The sequence below is a fragment of the Streptomyces angustmyceticus genome (assembly GCF_019933235.1).
In the GTDB taxonomy this organism is placed as follows: Bacteria; Actinomycetota; Actinomycetes; order Streptomycetales; family Streptomycetaceae; genus Streptomyces; species Streptomyces angustmyceticus.
Map to the genome: position 1 here is coordinate 3320632 of NZ_CP082945.1, position 23433 is coordinate 3344064.

The following is a 23433-nucleotide window of genomic DNA, read 5'->3' on the forward strand; positions in this document are numbered from 1 at the left end:
CCCTATGGACCACATCGTTGTGGTGGGCGCCTCGGCCGCGGGCCTGACCGCGGCCGACACCCTGCGCCGTGAGGGCTTCACCGGCACGCTCACCATGGTCGGTGACGAACTGCGGCCCCCGTACGACCGGCCACCGTTGTCCAAACAGGTCCTGGCCGGCGAGTGGGAACCCCACAAGGCCACCTTGCGCCAGGAAAGCGACGTCCAACGCCTGCGGTTGCAAATGGTGTTGGGGCATCGGGCAACCGAGGTGGACCCGGCGGCACGCGCCATCACCCTGGACGGCAGGGAACGGATCGGCTACGACGGGTTGATCGTCGCAACCGGTCTGAGGCCGCGGCATCTGCCGTTCGGCCACGACCTGGCCGGGGTGCACGTACTGCGCACCCTCGACGACACCCTCACGCTGCGCGCCGAACTGCTGGGCGGGCCCCGCGTGGTGGTGATCGGCGCGGGGTTCCTCGGCAGTGAGATCGCGGCCACCGCACGCGGCCTTGGCCTGGATGTCACCCTCGTCGACGTCGAGACCACTCCGCTGGCCAGGCAAATCGGTTCCGATGTGGGCGAGTTGGTGGCGCGGACGCATCGCGATCACGGGGTTGATGTGCGCATGCGCCGCCATGTCACCGGCATGACCGGGCAGAACGGCCGGGTCGCCGCGGTGGTGCTCGATGACGGCAGCCGCCTCGCTGCCGACGTGGTCGTGGTGGCCATCGGCTCGGTACCGGCCACCGACTGGCTGACCGACTCCGGGATCCCGCTGGGGGACGGCGTGCTGTGCGACCCCACCTGCAAGGCGGCGCCAGGCGTGTACGCGGCCGGGGATGTCGCCAACTGGCCGCATCCCCTGGTCGGTGGGCGGATCCGGCTGGAACAGCGGACCAACGCCACCTTGCAGGCCGTCACCGCCGCCAAGAACCTCCTCTCCGACCCCGACGGTGCGTTGCCTTACGCCCCGATGCCGTTCGGCTGGACCGACCAGTACGACACCAAGATCCAAATCCATGGCTGGTGCCCGCCGGACGCGCATGTCGAGGTGGTCGACGGCGACGTGCGGTCCCGCACGTTCGTCGCGCTGTACCGCACGGGCGGCCGGGTCGTCGGCGCGCTCGGCTGGAACAGCCCACGCGCCCTGCTGCGGTACCGCGGGCACATTGCCCAGCACCCCGGCGCCTGACTCCGGCCCTGGCAAGAGGCACCGCCCCGACCCACCGAACGCCGGTGCCGCCCGGCACCGGAATACCCCCACCCCCCTTCCCTGAGGAGTTTTCGTGACCTGCCCCGCCCACGAACCCGTTCCGCTGCCCCGCGAACGTCACCACCCCCTGGAGCCCGTGCGGGAGACGACCCGCCTGCTCCGTGAGGAACCGGTACGCAAGGTCCGCTTCCCCAACGGCATAGACGCCTGGTTGATCTCCGGCCACGAGTACTTCCGCGCCGTGATGGGCGATCCACAACGGTTCAGCAGCCGCAAGGACGAGACGGACCCGCAGATGCGTGCGGTCTCCAGGCCCCCGGTGGACAATCCCGCCGCGTTCAACCGCGCGGACGGCGCACAGCATCAGCACTACCGCCGCAAGCTGACCGGCCAGTTCATGGTCAAACGGATCGCCGCGCTGCGACCGCGCATCCAGCAGATCGTCGACGAACACCTCGACGCCGTCGCGGCGCGTCCCGCTCCGGTGGACCTGGTGAACACCTTCACTCTGCCCGTGCCGTCGCTGGTGATCGCGGAACTGCTCGGCGTGCCGTATGAGCACCGGCAGGCATTCCAGGACGCGGCGAGCAAAATGCTGGGGCTGAACCCCACAGCGGACGAAGTACAGCAGTCCTTCGCACGGCTCGCGGCAATCCTTGAGTCGGTGTTCGACGCCCGGCTGAGCGACCCCCGCGACGACCTGATCAGCCGCCTGCTGCACGAACAACCCGACCTCAGCCGCGCGGAGCTGACCTCACTGTGCGCCGGGCTGTTGATCGCCGGGCACGAGACGACCGCGAACTTCTCCGCGATGGCCATCATCACGCTGCTCCAGCACCCCGGCCAGCTCGCCACGTTCACCGCTCGCCCCGACAGGGCGGGCCAGGCTGTCGAGGAACTGATGCGCCGCCTCACCGGGAACTCAAGCGGCGGCGGTCTCACCCGCCGAGCAGTGGAGGACGTGGAGATCGGCGGACAGCTGATCCGCGCCGGGGACTGGGTCGCGCCGAATCTGGCTGCCGCGAACATCGACCCGGCCTTGTGCCCGCACGCCGAAGAGCTCGACCTCGACCGCACCCCCGCGCAGCACGTCGCGTTCGGCTACGGCCCGCACGCATGCCTGGGACAGAACCTCGCCCGCGCCGAGCTGGAGATCATGCTGGTCAGCCTGTTCTCCCGCTTCCCCCGGCTGCGGCTGGCGGTGCCGGTGGAGGAACTGCCGTTCCGCGACGACATGCTCGTCTACGGAGTCCATTCGCTACCCGTGACCTGGTAGGCAGCCATACGCGCCGCCGCCGCTGCCCGTTCCCCAGGCGGCGCGGTGGCGTCGCGGGGCTGCTGGGCTGCTCAAGGGGCTCGTGGGAATCGGACGGGGCGGTATCTGCGCTGGTGCCGTGCTCTGGCTGGTCCCGCTCCTGGGGCCGGGCGGGGGGGACCGCAGCGGTCGGAACCCACTGCAACGACTTCCGCTCCCCGTGGGCCGCCGCCCTGCCCCTCCTCACCGCTGTCGCCGGAGTGGGTGCCGGTGGGCTCGGCACCGGGCTGCTCAGCGGCACCACCGCGCTGGAAATGCGATACCTACAGTAAGAGGGGTGCAGATGATCGAGCGGCTCAAGCAGTGGCTGCGGGCCTGGCCGTGGACGGCAGACCTGGCAGTCGCGGCGAGCTGCTTCGCCTTGTCCGCCCCGGTGGCCGTGGGCGCCGCCTATCACCGCGGGAGCCCGATCGCCTGGTGCGTCGGCGCTCTGGCGCTGGCCTGCGCGCCGCTGGTCGCCCGCAGCCGCTGGCCGATCCCGGTCGTCGCAGCCACCTTGGCCGTCAACATCGCCCAGATCATCGTGTTCTCCTTCCCCGGGGCCTCGTCCATCCCCACCGGGGTCGCGGTCTACGCCGCGGCCGTGCGTACCGGCCGGCGTTCCGCTTGGCGCGTCGGCGCGTGCGCGACCGTGGTACTCACCACCGCGTCGCTCATCAGCGACCCGGGGCTGGAGAACCTCTGGCAGCACCTGGCCCTCGTCGCCGGAATGGGCCTGGCGGTGGCCAGCGGCGACGCCGTCCGCAGCCGCCACCAACTGCTCGCCGCCGCCATGGAACGAGCTGAACGTGCCGAACGCACCCGAGAGGAGGAGGCCCGACTCCGGGTCACCGAGGAACGCCTGCGCATCGCCCGGGAGTTGCACGACGTCGTCGCCCACCACATCACCCTGGTCAACGCCCAGGCAGGCGTCGCCCACCATCTGATGCGCACCGACCTCGACCACGCCTACCAGGCACTCGAACGCATCCGGGACACCAGCCGCACCGCCCTGGACGAACTGCGCGCCACGGTCGGACTGCTCCGCTATGGCGAGGACCCGCAGACGCCCCGCGAACCCGCACCCGGCCTCGCCGACCTCGACGACCTCCTGAACACCTTCCGCCACTCCGGCCTGAACATCACCCACGAGCAGACCGGCCAGCCGGTCGAACTGCCGCCGATCACCGACCTGACCGCCTACCGGATCATCCAGGAAGCACTCACCAACACCCGCAAGCACGCCGGCGCGGTATCGGCGCGGGTCCACCTGGACCACCGCGCCGACGCCCTGCGGATCACCGTCGAAGACGACGGCCCCGCCGGATCAGGAGCCGGCGGCAACGACGGCCCCCGTCCAGGCCCCGGTACGGGCCACGGCATGATCGGGATGCGCGAGCGGGCCCATGCCGCGGGCGGCACCCTCACCGCCGGCCCCATCCCCACCGGCGGCTTCCGCATCCACACCGCACTGCCCCTGCGCGCCAACCGAAAGGGCCTCGACCCATGACGATCCGAGTCCTCCTCGCCGACGACCAGGCACTCCTACGCGGCACCTTCCGCATGCTCATCGACTCCGCCCCCGACATGGAAGTCGTAGCCGAAGCCGCAACAGGACGCGAGGCCGTCCACCTCGCACGCAGCCAACAGGTCGACCTGATCTTGATGGACATCCGCATGCCCGACCTCGACGGCCTCGCCGCGACCAAGCTCATCGGCGACGACGAGGACCTCGCAGGCGTCAAGATCCTCATCCTGACCACCTTCGAGAACGACGAGTACGTCGCCGAAGCCCTACGCGCCGGCGCCAGCGGCTTCCTCGGCAAAGGCATCAACCCCGACGAACTCCTCAACGCGATCCGGGTCATAGCGGAAGGCGACTCTCTGCTCTCCCCGGCCGCCACCAAAGCCCTGATAACCCGTTTCCTGGCCCAAACCGCCGCGCCCCGCCCGCAGGCGCCCCCGGAACTCGCCACACTCACCCCACGCGAGCACGAAGTGGTCACCCTCGTCGCAGCCGGACTGTCCAACGACGAGATAGCCGAACGGCTCTTCGTCACACCACTCACCGCAAAAACGCACGTCAACCGCGCGATGACAAAACTCGGCGCCAGAGACCGGGCGCAACTCGTGGTCATCGCCTACCAGGCCGGCCTGGTCGAGCCGGCCGTACGCCACCGACCGCATCCGGGCTGACGCGCCGGTATCCGGGTCACCGCCGCCCCGTCCACCGTATGGGCGGCCGGCATCTCATCCGCTGGACGTGTCGCCGGAGCCCGCAGCGCGACGGATTAGGCTTCCCCCGTGGCTGATATCCAGATTCCCGCTGACATCAAGCCCGCCGACGGACGCTTCGGCGCGGGCCCCTCCAAGGTGCGTACGGAGGCGCTCGGCGCCCTCGCCGCCACCGGTAGCTCCCTTCTCGGCACGTCCCACCGCCAGGCCCCGGTCAAGAACCTGGTCGGCAAGGTGCGCGACGGCGTACGCGACCTCTTCCAGCTCCCCGAGGGCTACGAGGTCGTGCTCGGCAACGGCGGCTCCACCGCGTTCTGGGACATCGCGACGCACGGCCTGATCGAGCGCAAGTCCCAGCACCTCAGCTTCGGCGAGTTCTCCTCGAAGTTCGCCAAGGCCGCCAAGCTGGCGCCGTGGCTGGAGGAACCCACCGTCATCTCCGCCGACCCGGGCGACCACCCGGACCCGGTCGCGGAGGCGGGCGTGGACGTCTACGGCTTCACCCACAACGAGACCTCGACCGGTGTCGCCGCCCCCATCGAGCGGGTCGCGGGCGCCGACGACGGCGCGCTGGTGCTGGTCGACGCCACCTCCGGCGCCGGCGGCCTGCCCGTGGACATCACCGAGACCGATGTCTACTACTTCGCCCCGCAGAAGTCGTTCGCCTCCGACGGCGGCCTGTGGCTGGCGGCCTTCTCCCCCGCCGCCCTGGAGCGCGCCCGCGCCGTCCACGCCTCCGGCCGTCACATCCCGGAGTTCTTCTCGCTGCCCACGGCGATCGACAACTCCCTGAAGAACCAGACGTACAACACCCCCGCGCTGTCCACCCTCTTCCTGCTCAACGAGCAGCTGGAGTGGATCAACGGCCAGGGCGGCCTGGACTGGGCGGTCCGCCGCACCGCCACCTCCTCGCGCACCCTCTACGGCTGGGCCGAGGACGCCAAGTACGCCACCCCGTTCGTCACCGACCCGGCCAAGCGCTCGCAGGTCATCGGCACGATCGACTTCGACGACGACATCGACGCCGCGGCCGTCGCCAAGGCCCTGCGCGCCAACGGCATCGTCGACACCGAGCCGTACCGCAAGCTCGGCCGCAACCAGCTGCGGATCGCGATGTTCCCGGCGATCGACCCGGCGGACGTCGAGGCCCTGACGGCCTGCATCGACCATGTGATCGGCAAGCTGTGACCGGCTGACACCACCGCGCACCACCGCAGGCCCCGGCGGGCGACCGCCGGGGCCTGCGGCGTCGCGGGGCCCGACTCGGCCCACCGCCCGAACGGACGCACCATGAGGTGACGAAACGTGCCGGATGTGCCTGTATGGGAGCCATGACGAATCCCCCGAGCCCCGGCCTCGCCCCCTTCGAGCAGCAGGGGGCGATCCTGCTGACCACGTACAAGCGGGACGGCACCGGTGTCGGCACGCCGATGAACATCGCCGTCGACGGCGATCACGCCTACCTGCGGACGTACGGCAGCGCCTGGAAGGCCAAACGGATGCGGAACTTCCCCGAGGTGGAGATCTGCGCCTCCACCTGGCGGGGCCGCCCCACCGGGCCCACCGTCCCGGCCCGGGTGCGGCTGCTGGACCCGCAGACCCGGGAGTACCGGAGGGCCGAGCGTTCCCTGACCCGGAAATACCCCCTGATCCACGGGCTGTTCGTCCCGCTGCTGCACCGGCTGAGGAAGGAGCGGACGCTCCATTACGAGCTGCGGCTGACCGGGGACGGGGCGGGCGGGGAGCGGCCGGCGGAGGACTCGGGCCTCGGGATCTGAGGGCACGGGCCCCAGGGGCGCGGCATCGAGGGACCGGCCCGGCATCCGGAGGCCCGGCATCCGGCGCCGCCGCTTCCGCCGCTCCCCCGCCGCGTACCGCCTACCTCCCCCCGCCTACCGCCGCCTACCTCCGCCGCACCAGCCTGCGCAGCCCGACGACCAGCGCCGTGGCGACGGCGAAGACCATCGCGCCCTTGATGAAGCCGGGGTCCAGGTCCGACCCCGAACTCCCGTCCTTCCCCCCGCCGTTGGAGCCGTCTCCGTTCGCCGGGTCGTCCTTGGCCGAGTCCGGCAGCTGGCCGTCGCTCAGGCCGACCGGCTTCACCTCGCTGTCGCCGCCCTCCGAGCCGTACATCAGGGTGCGGCCGTCGGGGGTGAAGGTGACCGACTCGCCCTGTTGCTGGACCGGTACGCCCACGCTGCCGAGGTCCTTGGGGCGGCCGTCCTGCCAGCGGTAGATCCGGGCGCCGAAGTAGCTGCGCAGCACCAGCCGGCTGCCGTCGGGGGAGAACGCCCCGTCGGTCACCCACAGGTCGACCGGCGCGACCTTGCGGAAGACGTTGGTGCCGGAGGTGGTGAGCCGCTGCGGGCCCGCGTAGAGGGCGCCGCCGCCGTCCTGCTTCTTGCTGGCGATGTAGACCCGGCCGGTCCTGGGGTGCACCATCAGCGCCTCGGCGTCGCGCGGCCCGTCCGCGTACTTCACGTCGAACTGGGTGGCCGTCACCGTCGCGTCGCGCAGCTTCTTCGGCTCGGGGAAACGGTAGATCCAGACGTGGTTCCAGCTGCCGCCGAGGTTGTCGCCGATGTCGCCGACGTAGAGGTTGCCGTCCGGGCCGAGGGAGATCGCCTCGACGTCGCGGGGCGTGCCGATGCCGCGCAGCGTGATCCGGGCGACCGTCCGGCCGGAGCGGCCGTCGACGGCGTAGACGTAGGGGCCGTCGTCGCTGTCGTTGTGGGTCCAGTAGACGCCGGGGTGCGCACGGCTGGCGGCCAGGCCGCTGGACTCGGTGATCCGGGAGTCGCCGATGGTGAAGCCGTCGGGCTCGTCGGCGGCGGCGGGGACCACGGCCGCCGTCCACAGGATTCCCGCGGCACCGGCCGCGCACAGAAGCGAACGCATGGGCACAGACTGCCATCCCGGGCCGCGGCGCGCGGCCGCTGTGGCGCGGCGCTCCGTGGCCGGCGGGCGGGCGTGGCCAGCGTCACGTACCGGCCGGTAAGGATTCTCGGCCATCATGTCCGGATGAGGATCATGTTCGTCGGTGACTCGATGACCATTGGGAGCACCGGCGATTTCACCTGGCGCTACCGGATGTGGCAGCACCTGGACGCGACGTCCGACGGCCCGTTCCGCATCGTCGGGCCGCGCCACACGCTCCACGAACCCGCCACCGGCGCCCCCTCCTCCACCGCCTACGCCGACCCCCGCTTCCCCGAGGAGGCCCGGTGCCACCTCGCCGGCTGGGGCGAGGGCTGGCTGCACATGGCGCCGCTGATCGGCGACACGGTGCGCCGGTACGACGCCGACACCCTGCTGGTCTCGCTCGGGCTGATCGACCTCGGCTTCTACACCAACGCCGAGCAGACCGCGGAGAACGTACGGGAGTTCATGGCGCGGGCCCGGGAGGCGGCGCCGCACATCCGGGCGGTGCTGATGCCGGTGATACCCAATGTGCGGGCGGCGGCGGACCCCGCGTTCGGCGCGGAGTGCGCCCGCTTCAACGAACTGCTGGCCAAGGCCGTCGCCGACCTCTCCACCCCCGGCTCACCGCTGCTGCTGGCCTCCGAGCCGGACGGCTGGGAGACCGACCGTGCCACCTACGACGGGACGCATCCGTCGGAGCGGGGCGAGCGACTGCTCGCCGGGGCGTTCGCCGACGCGATGCATCAGGCATGGGGCGTCGGGGGCCCGTACGGGGCCGCCGGGCCGCACCGGGACGGCGTCAGGCGCGGGTCCACGAGTCCGCGAGCGCACACAGCTCCGCCGGCGCCGCCTCCGTACGCGCACGGTCTCCGGTGACCAGCACGTCGGCCTGCAGGCCCGCGTAGGCGCTGTTGAGGAACGTGGCGTGCACCCGCGCCGCGTCGGGGGCGAGACCGCGGGCCCGGAGGGCGCCGGCCACGAAGTCGGCCCGGTCCGCGAGGAACTCGGGGACCCGCCCGCCGAGCCGCCCGGCCGCCGCCAGCACGGCCGTGATCAGGGCGTCCTTGTCCGCGAAGTGATGGGTGAGCACCCGGGTGCTGTGCCCGAGCGCCCGGGCCGGCGGACGCAGCGAGAGGTGCGCGATCCCCGTCTCGGCCAGGTGCGCGATGACCGCGTCGAGGATCTCGGTACGGCGGCGGGGGTCACAGGGCCTGGCCATCGGGCGGACTCCTGACGGTGCGGGAACTCTGGGCGGCGTACGGCCCCCGGGCCCTCGGACCTCGGGCGGGGACAACCGCCCACCCTGATGAGGGAACCGACGCCGGCGTCCGCCACCCGCCACGGGTCCTTGCTTCGAGCGCCCTCCAAGGCGTTGGCTGGACCACCATGAAGTACACGCAGCTCGGACGCACCGGACTCAAGGTCAGCCGACTCGTCCTCGGGACGATGAACTTCGGGCCCCAGACCGACGAGGCCGACAGCCACACCATCATGGACGCGGCGCAGGGCGCGGGCGTCAACTTCTTCGACACCGCCAATGTCTACGGTTTCGGGGCCGACAAGGGCCGTACCGAGGAGATCGTCGGCAGCTGGTTCGCCAAGGGCGGCGGCCGGCGGGACAAGACCGTGCTGGGCACCAAGGTGTACGCCAACATGGGGGTGGAGGGCGAGCGGGTCTGGCCCAACCACGACAAGCTCTCCGCGCTCAACATCAGGCGCTCGGTGGACGCCAGCCTCAAGCGGCTGGGCACCGACCACATCGACATCTACCAGTTCCACCACGTCGACCGGGACACGCCCTGGGACGAGATCTGGCAGGCCATCGACGTCCTCGTCCAGCAGGGCAAGATCCTCTACGCCGGGTCGTCCAACCACGCCGGCTGGCACATCGCCCGCGCCAACGAGGCGGCCGCCCGCCGCGGTTCACTGGGCCTGGTCAGCGAGCAGTGCCTCTACAACCTCGCCGAGCGGCGCGCCGAGATGGAGGTCATCCCGGCCGCCCAGGGCTACGGCCTGGGCGTCATCCCCTGGTCCCCGCTGCACGGCGGGCTGCTGGGCGGGGCGCTGCGCAAGGAGCGCGAGGGCGGCGCGGGCCGCTCCGGCGTCGGACGCTCGGCCGACGCCCTCGCCAACTCCGCGATCCGGGCCCGGATCGAGTCCTACGAGGATCTGGTCGGCAAGCACGGCCTGGAGCCCGGCGAGGTCGCGCTGGCCTGGCTGCTGACCCGGCCCGGCGTCACCGGCCCGATCGTCGGCCCCCGCACGACGGACCAGCTCGCCTCCGCGCTGCGCGCCGTCGAGCTGACCCTCCCGGACGAGCTCCTCGCCTCGCTCGACGAGATCTTCCCCGGCCCCGGCCCGAGCCCGGAGTCCTTCGCCTGGTGAACGGCGCGAGCGCCCGGCGGCCGGTCGGACCGGCCGCCGGGCGCTCGGCGGCGGCCACGGCATCACTCAGTGCAGCGCCGACGCCACGACCACGACGATGAGCAGGACGGCGAGCAGGCCGGACATGATCCGGTTACGGGTTTTGGGGTCCACCCCTTGAGCGTAACCGGGGCGGCTCCGCGCGTTTCAGCGGCCCGTGCCCCGGGCGGCCGCCCGGCCCGGCCGGTCAGCGCCCCAGGGGCCAGGACCCCACCGTCTCGTAGCGGGGCTGCGCGCCCGCCGTCCCGGGGACGGGCGGATGGCTGCACACCAGGGCGAGGGAGCCGACCGTCCAGGGGGCGCCGGCGAAGTCCTTGAGGGCGGCCGCGTACGGGCGCAGGTCCAGGCCGGGGACGCGGTTGCGGGCGAGGGTGAGGTGGGGGGTGTACGGGCGGTGCTCCTCGTCCATGGCCACGCCGGCCCGGCGCGCCGCCGCCCCCGCCGCGCCCGCGAGGGTGCGCATGGCGGCCCGGTCGCCCTCGGCCCCGGCCCACACCACCCGGTCCGAGAAGCGGCCGCCGCCGGCGATCCGCAGCTCGTAGGGGTCACGGCGGCCGGCCGCGCGGCCCAGCCGCTCGCGCAGGCCGGGGACGGTCTCCTCGGGCACCTCGCCGTAGAAGGCGAGGGTGAAGTGCCAGCTCTCCGGGCCGGTCCAGCGCAGCCGCCCGGCGGCCGGGAGCTGCTTCAACCGCGCGACCTCGGCGGCCAGTTCCTCGATCGCGGGGGCCGGGGGCAGGACGGCGGCGAAGAGTCTCATGCGGTCAGTGTGGCGCAGGGCCCGCATCGTAGGGCGGACCGCGCCGTACGGCGGACCGTGCCCGGAAGCGCGCCGGCCCGGCCCGGAGGGGTGAGAAACCGGGCCGGGCCGGGCCGGAGCGCGTCCCAGGGGCCAGGGCCCCGCCCCGTCACGCCGCCGGGGCCAGGTCCTTCTCCGCGGACGAAGCCGTGCCGGGCGTCCGGGGCACGAAGGCGACCAGCCGGCGGCCGCGGCGCAGGTCGATCCGGAGGCGCAGGCCGCCCACCCGGGCGAGGATGAGGCCGATGACGACCGCGGCCACCATGGAGACCAGGCCGCCCGTCAGGAAGCCGATCCGGGGGCCGAAGGCGTCGGTGACCCAGCCGACCACCGGGGCGCCCAGCGGGGTGCCGCCCACGAAGACCATCATGAACAGGCTCATCACCCGCCCGCGCATCAGCGGGTCGGTGGCCATCTGGATGCTCGAATTGGCGGTGACGTTGATCGTCAGGCCGACCATGCCGATCGGGGCGAGGAGCGCCGCGAAGACCCAGAACGACGGGGCGAGCGCGGCCGTGATCTCCAGCGCGCCGAAGACGACCGCCGCGCCGACCAGCAGCCGCAGCCGGGAGCCGGCCCGGCGGGCCGCGAGCAGCGCGCCGATCAGCGAACCGGCCGCCATCAGCCCGTTGAACAGGGAGTATGTGCCGGCGCCCTGGTGGTAGACGTGGTAGACGAACGCGGTCAGCCAGATCGGGAAGTTGAAGCCGAAGGTCCCGATGAACCCGACCAGGACGATCGGCCAGATCAGGTCGGGGCGTCCCGACACGTACCGCAGGCCCTCCCGCAGCTGGCCCTTGCTGCGCGGGACCCGGTCGACCGGGTGGAGTTCCGCGGTCCGCATCATCAGCAGGCCGGCGACGGGGGCGATGAAGGAGAGGCCGTTGAGCAGGAAGGCCCAGCCGCTGCCGAAGGCCGTGATCAGGACACCGGCGACGGCGGGCCCGATCAGCCGCGCGGACTGGAAGTTGGCGGAGTTGAGGCTGACGGCGTTGCGCAGCTCGTCCTGGCCGACCATCTCGGAGACGAACGCCTGCCGGGAGGGGTTGTCGAGGACGGTGACCAGGCCGAGGACGAAGGCGACCAGGTAGACGTGCCAGACCTGCACCTGGCCGCTGAGTGTGAGCACGGCGAGGGCGAGGCCGGTCAGGCCCATGGCGGACTGGGTGAACAGGAGCAGCTTGCGCTTGGCGAAGCGGTCGGCGATGACGCCGCCGTAGAGCCCGAAGAGCAGCATCGGCAGGAACTGCAGCGCGGTGGTGATGCCGACCGCGGCGGACGAGCCGGTGAGGCTCAGCACCAGCCAGTCCTGGGCGATGCGCTGCATCCAGGTGCCCGTGTTGGACACCATCTGGCCGGTGGCGAAGAGGCGGTAGTTGCGTATACGGAGCGAGCTGAACGTGCCCTTGCGCGGTGTGGCGGCGGGGCCTGCGGCGAGCGCCGGGGCGGTGCCCGGGGCGGTCGCGGTCGCGTCGTCGGTGACCGTGTCGTCGTGGGAGTTCGGTGCGGGGGCGGAGTGTGCTCCGGATCCCGTACTCAAAGTGGGTTCGCCTCCTCGGCCTCGGGTTCTACAACTGTGCGAGCTTCTCCAGCACGGGCGCGGCGGCCCGCACCTTCGCCCACTCGTCCTCGTCCAGCCCGGAGGCCAGCTCGGCGAGCCAGGCGTTGCGCTTGCGGCGGCTCTCCTCGAGCATCGCCTCGGCCTGTTCGGTCTGCGTGACGACCTTCTGACGGCGGTCGTCGGGGTGCGGTTCGAGCCGGACCAGACCCTTGGCCTCCAGCATGGCCACGATGCGGGTCATCGACGGCGGCTGCACGTGCTCCTTGCGGGCCAGCTCGCCGGGGGTGGCACTGCCGCAGCGGAACAGGGTGCCGAGCACCGACATCTCGGTGGGGCTCAGCGATTCGTCGACCCGCTGGTGCTTGAGTCGGCGCGACAGGCGCATCACGGCGGACCGCAGAGCGTTCACCGCGGCCGCGTCGTCTGGGGGCGCCTCCCCGCCTTCGGGCAGGGGGCGGGACAGTTCCGGCATGGTCTTTAGCATAACTCATTACCCTTTCTAAGGAAAGCCAAGGGGTGCCGCCCGTCGGGTATCACCCATATGAGTGAGGACGCGGCGGAAAGTGACGCGCCTGACCGTGTACGGACGCGACCGTGTCCGCATGGGATCGCGAGTGCTCAGCCTGCGCGTGGACGGGGAGTTGCTGGAGCGCATCCGGCAGCACGCCGCAAAACGCGGAATGAGCGTCCAGGACTATGTGGTCCGGACGCTCATCCGCGAGGACTTCGACGAGCGGTTCCAGTCCTCCGTCGACGAGACGGAGAAGCTGGGGATCCGCTGGCCAGCTACTTGACCCCCAGCGCCTGCTCGATCGGGTCCAGCAGGAAGTAGACCAGGAAGCAGAAGCCGACCGCGCTCAGCAGCCAGGGGACCTCCTTGATCCGGCCGGTCGCCGCGCGCAGCAGGATGAAGGCCAGGACGCCGATGCCGATGCCGTTGGTGATGCTGTAGGTGAACGGCATCGAGACCATCGTCAAGAACGCCGGGATGCCGATGGTGAAGTCGCCCCAGTCGATGTCCCGCACGTTCGAGGCCATGATCAGGAAGCCGACGACCAGCAGCGCGGGCGTCGCGGCCTGCGACGGGACGACGGTCGCCAGCGGCGTGAAGACCAGCGCGAGCAGGAAGAGGCCGCCGGTCATCAGGTTCGCGAGCCCGGTGCGGGCGCCCTCGCCGACACCGGCCGTGGACTCCACGAAGCAGGTGTTGGCGGAGGCGGAGCCGAAGCCGCCGCCCGCGACCGCGATGCCGTCGACCATGAGGATCCGGCCCATGTTCGGCAGCTGGCCGGTCTCGTTGTCCAGCAGCCCGGCCTCCTCGCCGACGCCGATGATGGTGCCCATCGCGTCGAAGAAGCCGGAGAGCAGCACGGTGAAGACGAACAGGCAGCCGGTCAGCACGCCGACTTCCTTGAAGCCGCCGAAGAGGCTGATCTGCCCGATCAGACCGAAGTCCGGGGTGTCGACGATCTTGTGCGGGACGTTCGGGACCGCCAGGCCCCAGGCCGCGTCCGGGATCTCGACGAGGGCGTTGATGACGATCGCGACGACGGCCATCGAGACCATCCCGATCAGGATCGCGCCCCTGACCTTCCGCACGATCAGCACGAACATCAGCGCCAGGCCGATGACGAAGACCAGCACCGGCCAGCCCTTGAGCTGCCCGCCCTGGCCCAGGCTCATCGGCACGGTGGTGTGCGCGGCGTCCGGGTTGCGCGTCACGAAGCCGGCGTCGACCAGGCCGATCAGCGAGATGAACAGGCCGATGCCGATGGCGATGGCCCGCCGCAGCCCGTTGGGGATCGCGTCCATCACCCGCTGCCGCAGGCCCGAGGCGACCAGGACCATCAGGACCAGACCGGCGAGCACGACCATGCCCATCGCGTCCGGCCAGCTCATCTTGGGCGCGAGCTGCAGGGACACCACGGCGTTGATGCCCAGGCCCGCGGCGACGGCGATCGGGACGTTGCCGACGACGCCCATCAGCACCGTGCTCAGGCCGGCCATCAGCGCGGTGGCGGTGACCAGCTGGGCGTTGTCGAGGTGGTGGCCGAACTTGTCCACTCCGGCGCCGAGAATGATCGGGTTCAGCACGATGATGTAGGCCATCGCGAAGAACGTCGCCAGACCGCCGCGGAGCTCGCGGCCGACGGTCGACCCCCGCTCGGAGATCTTGAAGAAACGGTCGAGGCCGTTCTTGGGAGGCTTCGGCCCCGGGTTCTCCAGGGTGTCGACCGGCGTGGTGGCCGAGGGGGGCATGCGGGGACCTCAGTCGGACGGGCCTGAACAGGCGTGGGGGGCCGGAGGCCCGGAACACAAACAGAAGCGGAACATCTGGATCAGGTTGGAGGAACAGACGATCCAATCCAGCCGTCTCCAGAAAGGTTCAGTATGAATAAACAAAGCACTGATCGCTATCTCCGCGCGTAGACACAAGGGGCGTACGGCCGGTCGGTCCACCTCGCGGCGCCCCGCCGCGTCCCCCGGCCACCCCCGCCCGGGCCCTGGCCACCCGCGGCCCCCGCGCCCCCTCCCCGTAAGCTGGCCACCATGTGGAAGAAGTCCGAACTGCGCGAGGCCCCGGCGCCTCTCGAAGGTCCCGTCGTCGGCACGGTCACCGGCGGCACCATCATCTGGTTCGTGCTCTTCCTCGGCCAGCTCCCCTTCTACGGCTGGTTCGCCGACCGCGGCCACGCCTGGTGGGTGTGGACCTGCCTGGCCGGCGGCGGCCTCGGGCTGGTGGGCATCTGGTACGTACGGGCGCGGGACGCCGCGATCAAGCGCGACGCGGCCGCGTCCGAGCGGCCCGCCGACCACGCCTGAGACCCCGCCTCCCCGCCCGCCGGCCGTCCAGCGAGTGAAGTGCGCCGTCCGCCCGTAACGTCGAGGGCATGACGGAGCGGGCGAGGGCCGGGACCGGGCACGCCGGGCCGGGCCGCGAGCCGGCCCCACGGGCCGCCCGGGAGCCGGCCGGCCCCGGACTGACCGCCGCCGAGGTCGCGGAGCGGGTCGCCCGGGGCGAGGTCAACGACGTCCCCGTACGGTCCTCCCGCTCGGCCGCCGAGATCGTCCGCGCCAACGTCTTCACCCGCTTCAACGCGATCATCGGCGTGCTCTTCGTGATCATCCTGATCGTCGGCCCGATCCAGGACGGCCTGTTCGGCTTCGTCATCGTCGCCAACACCGGCATCGGCATCGTCCAGGAGCTGCGCGCCAAGCGGACCCTGGACAGCCTGGCGGTCATCGGCGAGGCCCGGCCGACCGTCCGGCGCGACGGGGCCGCCGCCGAGATCCCCACCTCCGCCGTGGTCCTCGACGACGTCATCGAGCTCGGGCCCGGCGACAAGGTCATCGTCGACGGCGAGGTGCTGGAGAGCGCCGGCCTGGAGGTCGACGAGTCGCTGCTGACCGGCGAGGCCGACCCGGTCCTCAAGAAGCCCGGCGACGTGGCGATGTCCGGCAGCTTCGTCGTCGCGGGCGGCGGCGCCTTCACCGCCACCAAGGTCGGCCGGCAGGCGTACGCGGCCCAGCTCGCCGAGGAGGCCAGCCGCTTCACCCTGGTCCACTCCGAGCTGCGCAGCGGCATCAGCCGGATCCTCAAGTACGTGACCTGGATGATGATCCCGACCGCGATCGGTCTCGTCCTGAGCCATCTGCTCACCCTCGGCCTGCCGGGCGACGAGGCCATCCGCCGGATGGTCGCCGGCATCGTGCCGATGATCCCCGAGGGCCTGGTGCTGCTGACCTCCGTCGCCTTCGCGATCGGCGTCGTCCGGCTCGGCCGCAAGAAGTGCCTGGTCCAGGAGCTGCCCGCGATCGAGGGGCTGGCCCGGGTCGATGTGGTGTGCCTGGACAAGACCGGCACGCTCACCGAGGGCGGGATGGACGTCAACGCCCTGCGGTCCCTCGACGGCGACCAGGCCCGGATCGCGCAGGTGCTGGGCGCGCTCGGGGCGAGCGACCCGCGGCCCAACGCCTCTCTCCGGGCGATCATCGAGGCGTATCCGGCGGACGGCGGCTGGCGCTGCGCCCGGTCCCTGCCGTTCTCCTCCGCCCGTAAATACAGCGGCGCCGCCCTCGACGGCCCGGACGGTGCGCGCAGCACCTGGCTGCTCGGCGCCCCGGACGTGCTGCTGCCGCCCGGCGACCCCCGCCTCGCGGAGACCGACGGCCTCAACGCCCAGGGCCTGCGCGTCCTGCTGCTGGCCCGCGCCGCACGGGAGCTGGACGACCCCGAGGTCGCCCGCGGCGTACGGCCCGCGGCCCTGGTCGTCCTGGAGCAGCGGCTGCGCCCGGACGCCCCCGACACCCTGCGCTACTTCGCGGAGCAGGGCGTCCGGGCCAAGGTGATCTCCGGCGACAACGCGGTGTCGGTGGGCGCGGTGGCCGGCAAGCTGGGACTGCCCGGCGCCGACGCCCCGGTGGACGCGCGCGACCTGCCCGGCGAGCGGGACGCGGGCGCGGGCGTGGTCGAACGGGCCGCGGTCTTCGGCCGGGTCACCCCGCGGCAGAAGCGCGAGATGGTCGCGGCCCTGCAGTCGCGCGGTCACACCGTCGCGATGACCGGCGACGGCGTCAACGACGTCCTCGCCCTCAAGGACGCCGACATCGGCGTCGCGATGGGCGCCGGTTCCGAGGCGACCCGCGCCGTCGCCCAGATCGTCCTGCTCGACAACAGCTTCGCGGCGCTGCCGTCGGTGGTCGCCGAGGGCCGCCGGGTCATCGGCAACATCACCCGCGTCGCCACCCTCTTCCTCACCAAGACCGTCTACTCCGTGCTGCTGGCGATCCTGGTGGCCTGCTGCCAGATCCCCTACCCGTACCTGCCGCGGCACCTGACCCTGCTGTCCACCCTGACCATCGGCATCCCCGCGTTCTTCCTCGCCCTGGCCCCCAACAGGGAGCGCGCCCGGCCGCACTTCGTCCGCCGGGTGATGCGCTACGCGGTGCCCTCCGGCCTGATCACGGGCCTGGCCGCCTTCACCACCTACCTGCTCGCCCGCGGCTACTACAGCGGCCCCGGCGCCCTGCCCGCCGAGACCAGCGCGGCCACCCTGACGCTGTTCCTCACCGCCATGTGGGTCCTGGCGATCATCGCCCGCCCCTACACCTGGTGGCGGATCGCCCTGGTCCTGGCCATGGGCGTGGCCTTCGTCGCCGTCCTCGCCACCCCTTGGCTGCAGACGTTCTTCGACCTGCGCCTGGTCGGGACGACCATGCCGTGGACGGCCGTCGCCATCGCGGTCGTGGCGGCCGTGCTCCTGGAACTCACCTGGCGCCTGGTGTCCCGGCGCTTCCCGGCCTGACCCCCGGCCGAGGGCACCGCCCCGACTCCCCTAGAGTCCGTGCCCATGACCTTCCCCCCGGCCTCCCGCGCCGTCGAGATCCTGGCGCGCTCCCACCACCACACCAGCCACTACACGAGCCACTACGGCCATTACGGCTCGCACTCCTCCGGCGTCTCCCTCGGCTCCTGGTGGATGATCCCGCTCGGCGTCGTCCTCGGCGTCGGCTGGTTCTTCGTCAAGCGACTGCGGGCCGGGTGAGCCTGCCGGGCGGCGCGGTGACACGAAGAGAACCTGCCCGGCCGATACCCCGGACGCTGCCCCCGTACTACGCTCCGGCCCCATGACATTCCACGGGGACCTGGCCCACCAGGTGCTGGCGAGCTCGCACCGCCACTACCACCACTACACCGGCAACCACTACGGCAGCACCGGCGACGGCACCCTCGACTGGTGGGTGTGGCCGCTCCTCGCGCTCTCCGCGATCGTCGTCATCTGGAGCCTGGTCAAGAGGTTCCGCTCGAACTGACCACCGCCGTCCGCGTCGTGCGGGCCTCGTACGACGCCAGGTCCGCCGGGTCCTGGGTCGCGAGCGCCAGATATCCGTCGGGCCGTACGAGAAAGAGTCCCCGGTCCCCGTACGCCTTGTGTGCGTGCCCGTCCACGTCGATGACGTCGGCCTGCTCGCCGGGGCGGCCGACCCGGACCAGCCGGTAGCGCTCGGAGGCCGGGGCGCCGGTCCCGCCGAAGGCGAGGAGCGTGGCGTGCGGGCCGCGGAAGAGGTCGAAGAGACGGACGGGCCCGCAGGGGGCGTCGGGGGCGCGGTCTCCGGCGCGCAGTGCGTCGTCGGCCAGGCCCTCGCGGCACTCGCGGGTCAGAGGGCTCGCGCGGTAGCCGAGGCCCAGTTGGAGGGTCTCGGCGCCGCGTCGGGAGAAGCCGCGGTCGGTGTCCACCCGGTCCCGCTCGAAGACCTGGGTGGTGAGGGCCAGCACCTGCCGCGCGACCGGCCGCCGCTCGGCCTCGTAGGTGTCGAGGAGCGCGTCGGGGGCACCGCGCAGCGCGGCGCCGAGCTTCCAGCCGAGGTTGTACGCGTCCTGGATGCTGGTGTTGAGGCCCTGGCCGCCCGTAGGGGAGTGGATGTGCGCGGCATCGCCCGCGAGCAGGACGCGGCCGACGCGGAAACGGTCGGCGGCCCCGGCCTTGATGCGCAGCACCGAGGACCACCGCACCTCGTGCACCCGCACGTCCTCGTGGCCGGTGCGCTCCACGAGCAGCTGCCGGACGGCCTCGGGCGTGGCGTCGGGCGTGAAGTCCGGGCCCGCGCCGCCGAAGTGGGCGAGCAGCTGGAAGAGGTCCGCCCCTTCGAGCGGGCGGAGCGCGACGCGCCCGCCCGGCGCGGTGGGCCACACGTGCCAGTGCGCGCGGTCGAATCCGTCCACGCGAACGTCCGCGATCAGCGTCGGGTCGGTGACGATATCGGTGACGGGGAAGCCCACCCCGAGGGCCTTGCGGACCGTGCTGCGTCCGCCGTCGGCCGCGACCAGATAGCCGGCCCGTACGGCCGACCCGGTGCCGTCCGGCCCGCGCAGCCGCGCCGTCACCCCGTCCGCGTCCTGCGCGAAGCCGGTCAGCTCGCAGCCGAACTCGACGCTGCCGCCCAGCTCTTCGAGGCGCGCCCGGAGGATCTCGACGGTGCGCCACTGCGGGAGCATCCACATCTCGCCGTACGGGACGTGGGGCGAGGGCTCGGAGGGCTCGACCGTGTCCCACTCGGCGACACGGGTGGTGCCGTCCCAGCTCTGGAGGCGCTGGACGGGGCCGCCTGCCGCGCGTATCGCGTCGATGACGCCCAGGTCGTCGAAGACCTCCAGGCTGCGCGGCTGGAGGCCGGAGCCGCGTGAGCCGGGAAAGCCGCGGCTCTCCCTCTCCACGACGCGGCAGGCGATCCCGCGCCGGGCGAGGTCGCAGGCGAGCACGAGGCCGGTGGGCCCGGCTCCGGCGATCAGAACGTCCGTGGTGGCGATTGCGGGCAGGCTCATCACAGGTTCCTTGACGTCGTCAGGCCGCCCCCCGGCACAGGAGGGGCGGCACGCCTCGCAGCGAGGCGTGCCGGTACGTCATATACGAGGCGCCCGAGGGGCACGAAACGCACCGGAACGGAACCCCCGGTGCCCCTGGGCAGCGCCCTTGCCGCCCGCCGTCAGTCGAACCAGCGCGCCCGCGCCAGCTCGTCCCCCCGTTCCGGGTCCTCCAGGAGGGCGGCGAGTTCGAAGCGGCGGGGCCACTGGCGGGCGGACCAGGCGAGGCCCGCGGCCACGCCCTCCAGGGTCGCGGCGTGCACGGTGCCGTCCGGGGTCCGGCGCCAGTCCAGTTCGGCGGGGCCGCCGGGGCCGTCGACGAGGAGTTCCTCGTGCTCGACGTACGCCTCGGGGGTGGCGGCGCCGAGCAGGACGCGGACGGCCTCGGGCACCTCGTGGCGTACGCCCTCGGAGCGGACCTCGGCGCCGATCTCCTCGCTCAGGCGCGGGACCTGCAGCAGCTCCGCCAGTTCGGCGGCGCGGGCCGGGCGCACCGGCAGCAGCGCGCGGCCGGACGCCAGCGGCACCAGGTCCGGGGCGTCGGCGACCACCGCGTCGGCCGCGTCCACCACCCGGACCTCCTCGTCGCGCACGACCCGCAGTTCGTCGGGCAGCGTCACCTGGTCGGGGTCGAGGTCGGCCAGCAGGCCGTAGACCGCGTGGAGTTGTGCGGCCCCCACCGGCAGTCCGGGGTCGGCGAGCCGGGACAGCAGCTCCGCGGCGCCGCCCGGCTCGTCCAGGAGCGCGGCGACGGACGTGCGGACGCCGAGCGCGCGCAGCACCTGCGCGTCGACCTCGCCCGCGTCCGCGGACTCGTACAGCCCGGCCAGCAGCGGATCGCCGCCCGCCGAGCGCAGGCCGGCGGGCCGGCGGCCGTCGAGCACCGGGTGCCCGCGCAGCCACCAGGCGGTGTACGGGCGGACGGACTCGGTGGTGCCGTCGGGGAGCAGGACGCGGACCGGCGCGGTCAGCGCGTCGCGCAGCGGCGGACGGGAGAGCATGGCCAGCACCTCGGGCCAGGCGTCGTCGTCGACCAGGTCGAGGTCGCGCACCGCCACGAGTTCGGTGACCACCGGCGGTACGGGGGTCTCCGGCAGGGCGTCGAGGATGTCCTCGCACCAGACGTCGACCGCGTCCAGCAGCCCGACGTCGTCCGGCTCGGCGAAGTCCCCGTCGCGCGGCTCCATTTCGTCCGGGTCGAGGACGACGTCGGTGGCCCGGACGAGGGCGAAGTCGGCCAGCACGCCCACGGCCGTCAGCGGCTGCTCGCCCCAGCGTTCGGCCAACTCGGCGTCGCAGGAGGGGATTTCACCCTCCCGGATGACCCGCTCGAAGGCGCTGCCCGGGTACACCAGCTCGCCGGCGGGCACCGGCTCGCCGTCCTCGTCGGGCAGGGCCAGCGCCCCGAGCCACGGCTCGTCGCCCGGCGCGAGGCCGGCGTCCCTGACCAGCCCGAGGACCGCCTCGGCCAGCTCCTCGGTGCCGAGCGGGGCGCCCGCGCCGCCCTCGGTCTCGTCGGCGAAGACGTCGTAGGCGTCCTCGTCCGCGTCGAGCGAGTTCGCGACGGCCGCGCGCACCTGCGGCGTGGTCAGGACGGCACGGGGCTGGGCCGGGGTGGCGCCCAGCTTCTCCAGCAGCGGGTGCACCGCGTCGGGGTGGGCGACCTTCAGACCCAGCCGGGCGAGCGTACGGTGCCGGGCCGCCGCGTCCTCGTCGGACCCGGGCAGCGGCAGCAGCACCTGGCGCGGCCCGATCGTGGTCCGTACGCCGCTGCCGCCGGGCCCCTGGCCCGCCGTGCCCGCCAGCGGCACCGGCAGGCCGCTCAGCCGGTCCGGGTCGGTGCCCGCCAGCGCGTCATAGAGCCGCCACCACCAGCCTGGCGTGCGCTCGACGCCCGCCAGCCGGTCGACCATCTCCCCCAGCCCCACCCGGGCCACGCCCAGCGCCCGCAGCTCCTGGCGGCGTTCGAGACCGGCCGGCAGCAGGCTCGGGAAGAGTTCGGCCAGCACCCCGACCGTCGCCGCGCCCGCGCCCTCCACCAACTCGGCGTCCACCGGGCGCAGCACGAAGCGGTCCACACCGGCGTCGCCCTCGTCCCACTCACCGGCCGCCGGCACCTCCGGCTCGGCGGGCCGGCCGCCGGGCGCGCCCGCGCTCGGCAGGAACCGCACCCGCGGCAGCAGCTCCAGCACCTGCCGGCGCAGCTCACCATCCAGGCCGCCCTTGCCCAGCGGCCCCGGCACCAGGTCGAGGGTGCCGACCGACACCGGCTGCCAGTCGCCCAGCAGCGTCGTGTAGACCGCGGCCGCGCGGGCCACCAGGAAGTCCGTCAGCGGGCCCGGCGCGACATGCCGCCGGGTCGGCTCCAGCGGGAACGAGGCGATCAGCAGCGCGGGCAGCCCCAGCGGCTCGTCCGTCGGCGTCGGCGCGTGCACCACCGCCGCGGTGCCCGGCCGCGCCGGTGCGCCCTCGTCGTCCACCGGCACCGCCCAGGTCACCGACCAGGCCGGCCGCAGCCGCTCCTCGACGGGCCGGTCCGCCAGCAGCGCCGGGTCCAGCGGACCGCCGTCGCCCGCCACCCGCCACCGGGCGGCGCCGCGCTCGCTGTCCTCGATCAGGACGTAGGGGCCGTCCTGGCTCCGCCGCAACTCCCGTACGTGCTCCGGGGTCTCGATCACGACCTCGGCCAGCCCCGGCAGGGTCAGCAGCAGCGCCGCGTCGACCGCGTCCAGCAGCCGCTCGGCGAGATCCTGCGCCGCGACGTCCCGCAGCGGCAGCACGACGGCGGTGTCGTACCCCTCGGGGGCCCGGCCCTCCGCGGGCAGCGGCAGCCGCAGCAGCGGTACGTGGCCGTCGCGCCGGCGCAACTCCCCGCCCAGACCCGGGCTGTGCGCCGCGACCTCCTCCGCCATCGCCCGCGCCTCGGCCAGCGACCAGCGCACCCCGCCGGTACGGCCCACCAGCGCCGGCTCGTCGCTCACCGACAGCACCGCGGCGAAGCCCACGCCGAACCGGCCGACCGCGCCGGCCGACACGCTGGCCTCCCGCTTCGCGGAGGCGCGCAGCGTCGACAGCGACTCGACGCCGGTGGCGTCCAGCGGGGCGCCCGTGTTGGACGCGACGAGCACGGCGGGGGCGTCGCCGTCGGCCGCGTGCAGCGTCAGCCGCAGCCGGCCCGGCACGCCGGCGCGGGCCGCCGCGTCGGCCGCGTTCTGCGCCAGCTCCACGGCGAGCCGGTCGCGGTAGCCGCCGAGCGCCAGGTCCTCCTCGGCGTTGGCGTCCTCCCGGAACCGCGCCGGCGACGCGGCCCAGGCATCCAGCACGCCACGCCGCAGCCGGGCCGTCCCGAACGGGTCTCCGGCGGCGCCTCGCACCCACGACGTAGCGATCACTGTCCGTCTCCCTCAAGCGTGTGTCGGTGGGCCGACGGTATCTCCCCACGATTGCGAGTGCCCCGCCGTGTCTGTTCCCGCCTTCGGCGGGGTGGGTGTCCCGCCTTCGGCGGGGTGGGTCTGGGGGGTGGGGTCCCGGCTGAGCGGTGGGTGCCGGGTTCGGGGCCTCCGGGGTGGGTGTGCGGACTGCTTCGCTTTACGTCCGAACACCCACCCCCGGAGGCCCACCACCGGCACCCACCACGCAG

At 73.0% G+C, this 23433-nt stretch carries 21 protein-coding genes; 13 read left to right on the forward strand and 8 right to left on the reverse strand.

Annotated elements, in window-relative coordinates:
* Positions 1–4: 4 nt before the first annotated feature.
* The 6 genes from K7396_RS14815 to K7396_RS14840 all read left to right on the forward strand — a co-directional run bounded on the left by K7396_RS14815 (position 5) and on the right by K7396_RS14840 (position 6505).
* Positions 5–1177: an NAD(P)/FAD-dependent oxidoreductase gene (locus K7396_RS14815; RefSeq protein WP_152104723.1), complete on the forward strand. Its 1173-nt coding sequence runs from the start codon at positions 5–7 to the stop codon at positions 1175–1177.
* A 94-nt stretch (positions 1178–1271) separates the two neighbouring features.
* Positions 1272–2474, forward strand: a complete 1203-nt coding sequence (locus tag K7396_RS14820) for a cytochrome P450 (protein ID WP_223659970.1) — start codon at positions 1272–1274, stop codon at positions 2472–2474.
* A 322-nt stretch (positions 2475–2796) separates the two neighbouring features.
* Positions 2797–4002, forward strand: coding sequence for a sensor histidine kinase (locus tag K7396_RS14825; RefSeq protein WP_086719907.1), 1206 nt, complete (start codon positions 2797–2799; stop codon positions 4000–4002).
* Positions 3999–4688 carry a response regulator gene (locus K7396_RS14830; protein WP_086719905.1) on the forward strand — a complete coding sequence of 230 codons (690 nt, stop codon included), beginning with the start codon at positions 3999–4001 and terminating at the stop codon, positions 4686–4688. Before K7396_RS14825 ends, K7396_RS14830 begins: the two co-directional genes overlap by 4 nt.
* A gap of 108 nt (positions 4689–4796) precedes the next feature.
* Positions 4797–5915 (forward strand): phosphoserine transaminase, encoded by a 1119-nt coding sequence (gene serC, locus K7396_RS14835; RefSeq protein WP_086719904.1) that lies wholly within the window; start codon positions 4797–4799, stop codon positions 5913–5915.
* Between the two features lie 143 nt (positions 5916–6058).
* The gene (locus K7396_RS14840; protein ID WP_152104724.1) at positions 6059–6505 is read left to right on the forward strand and encodes a PPOX class F420-dependent oxidoreductase; all 447 of its coding nucleotides are present in this window, start codon (positions 6059–6061) and stop codon (positions 6503–6505) included.
* 124 nt (positions 6506–6629) lie between these two features.
* On the opposite strand, the gene K7396_RS14845 is transcribed toward K7396_RS14840, so the two are convergent.
* Complete coding sequence (locus K7396_RS14845) at positions 6630–7625, reverse strand: esterase-like activity of phytase family protein (RefSeq protein WP_086721479.1); 996 nt, start codon at positions 7623–7625, stop codon at positions 6630–6632.
* Between the two features lie 132 nt (positions 7626–7757).
* Between K7396_RS14845 and K7396_RS14850 the strand changes: the two genes are divergently transcribed.
* On the forward strand, positions 7758–8525 hold the full coding sequence (locus K7396_RS14850) for a GDSL-type esterase/lipase family protein (protein WP_086721486.1): 768 nt from the start codon (positions 7758–7760) through the stop codon (positions 8523–8525).
* On the opposite strand, the gene K7396_RS14855 is transcribed toward K7396_RS14850, so the two are convergent.
* Positions 8449–8868, reverse strand: coding sequence for a TetR family transcriptional regulator (locus tag K7396_RS14855; protein ID WP_086721480.1), 420 nt, complete (start codon positions 8866–8868; stop codon positions 8449–8451). The genes K7396_RS14850 and K7396_RS14855 overlap by 77 nt on opposite strands.
* A 167-nt stretch (positions 8869–9035) precedes the next feature.
* On the opposite strand from K7396_RS14855, the gene K7396_RS14860 reads away from it, so the two are divergent.
* Entirely contained in the window at positions 9036–10034 is a 999-nt protein-coding gene (locus K7396_RS14860; RefSeq protein WP_086721481.1) for an aldo/keto reductase, read from the forward strand.
* Between the two features lie 226 nt (positions 10035–10260).
* On the opposite strand, the gene thpR is transcribed toward K7396_RS14860, so the two are convergent.
* From thpR to K7396_RS14875, 3 genes are all read right to left on the reverse strand, one after another.
* Positions 10261–10830: an RNA 2',3'-cyclic phosphodiesterase gene (gene thpR / locus K7396_RS14865; RefSeq protein WP_086721482.1), complete on the reverse strand. Its 570-nt coding sequence runs from the start codon at positions 10828–10830 to the stop codon at positions 10261–10263.
* A gap of 148 nt (positions 10831–10978) precedes the next feature.
* Positions 10979–12409 (reverse strand): MFS transporter, encoded by a 1431-nt coding sequence (locus K7396_RS14870; RefSeq protein ID WP_086721483.1) that lies wholly within the window; start codon positions 12407–12409, stop codon positions 10979–10981.
* Between the two features lie 28 nt (positions 12410–12437).
* Entirely contained in the window at positions 12438–12902 is a 465-nt protein-coding gene (locus K7396_RS14875; RefSeq protein ID WP_086721484.1) for a MarR family winged helix-turn-helix transcriptional regulator, read from the reverse strand.
* Positions 12903–13032: 130 nt separating this feature from the next.
* On the opposite strand from K7396_RS14875, the gene K7396_RS14880 reads away from it, so the two are divergent.
* A complete protein-coding gene (locus K7396_RS14880) occupies positions 13033–13224 on the forward strand; it encodes a ribbon-helix-helix protein, CopG family (RefSeq protein ID WP_086721487.1) in 192 nt (63 codons plus the stop codon).
* On the opposite strand, the gene K7396_RS14885 is transcribed toward K7396_RS14880, so the two are convergent.
* The gene (locus K7396_RS14885; protein ID WP_086721485.1) at positions 13217–14689 is read right to left on the reverse strand and encodes an NCS2 family permease; all 1473 of its coding nucleotides are present in this window, start codon (positions 14687–14689) and stop codon (positions 13217–13219) included. The genes K7396_RS14880 and K7396_RS14885 overlap by 8 nt on opposite strands.
* Positions 14690–14980: 291 nt before the next feature.
* Between K7396_RS14885 and K7396_RS14890 the strand changes: the two genes are divergently transcribed.
* The 4 genes from K7396_RS14890 (at position 14981) to K7396_RS14905 (ending at position 18244) form a co-directional block, all read left to right on the forward strand.
* On the forward strand, positions 14981–15253 hold the full coding sequence (locus K7396_RS14890; protein ID WP_086721816.1) for a DUF2530 domain-containing protein: 273 nt from the start codon (positions 14981–14983) through the stop codon (positions 15251–15253).
* A gap of 68 nt (positions 15254–15321) precedes the next feature.
* Complete coding sequence (locus tag K7396_RS14895; protein WP_086721815.1) at positions 15322–17736, forward strand: HAD-IC family P-type ATPase; 2415 nt, start codon at positions 15322–15324, stop codon at positions 17734–17736.
* A 45-nt stretch (positions 17737–17781) separates the two neighbouring features.
* Positions 17782–17976 (forward strand): hypothetical protein, encoded by a 195-nt coding sequence (locus tag K7396_RS14900; protein WP_086721814.1) that lies wholly within the window; start codon positions 17782–17784, stop codon positions 17974–17976.
* 82 nt (positions 17977–18058) lie between these two features.
* Positions 18059–18244 carry a hypothetical protein gene (locus K7396_RS14905; protein WP_086721813.1) on the forward strand — a complete coding sequence of 62 codons (186 nt, stop codon included), beginning with the start codon at positions 18059–18061 and terminating at the stop codon, positions 18242–18244.
* Here the strand turns inward: K7396_RS14905 and K7396_RS14910 are convergent.
* Positions 18222–19754, reverse strand: a complete 1533-nt coding sequence (locus K7396_RS14910) for an FAD-dependent monooxygenase (RefSeq protein ID WP_086721812.1) — start codon at positions 19752–19754, stop codon at positions 18222–18224. The genes K7396_RS14905 and K7396_RS14910 overlap by 23 nt on opposite strands.
* Positions 19755–19915: 161 nt before the next feature.
* The gene (locus K7396_RS14915) at positions 19916–23185 is read right to left on the reverse strand and encodes a sacsin N-terminal ATP-binding-like domain-containing protein (protein ID WP_223659972.1); all 3270 of its coding nucleotides are present in this window, start codon (positions 23183–23185) and stop codon (positions 19916–19918) included.
* Between the last annotated feature and the right edge of the window lie 248 nt (positions 23186–23433).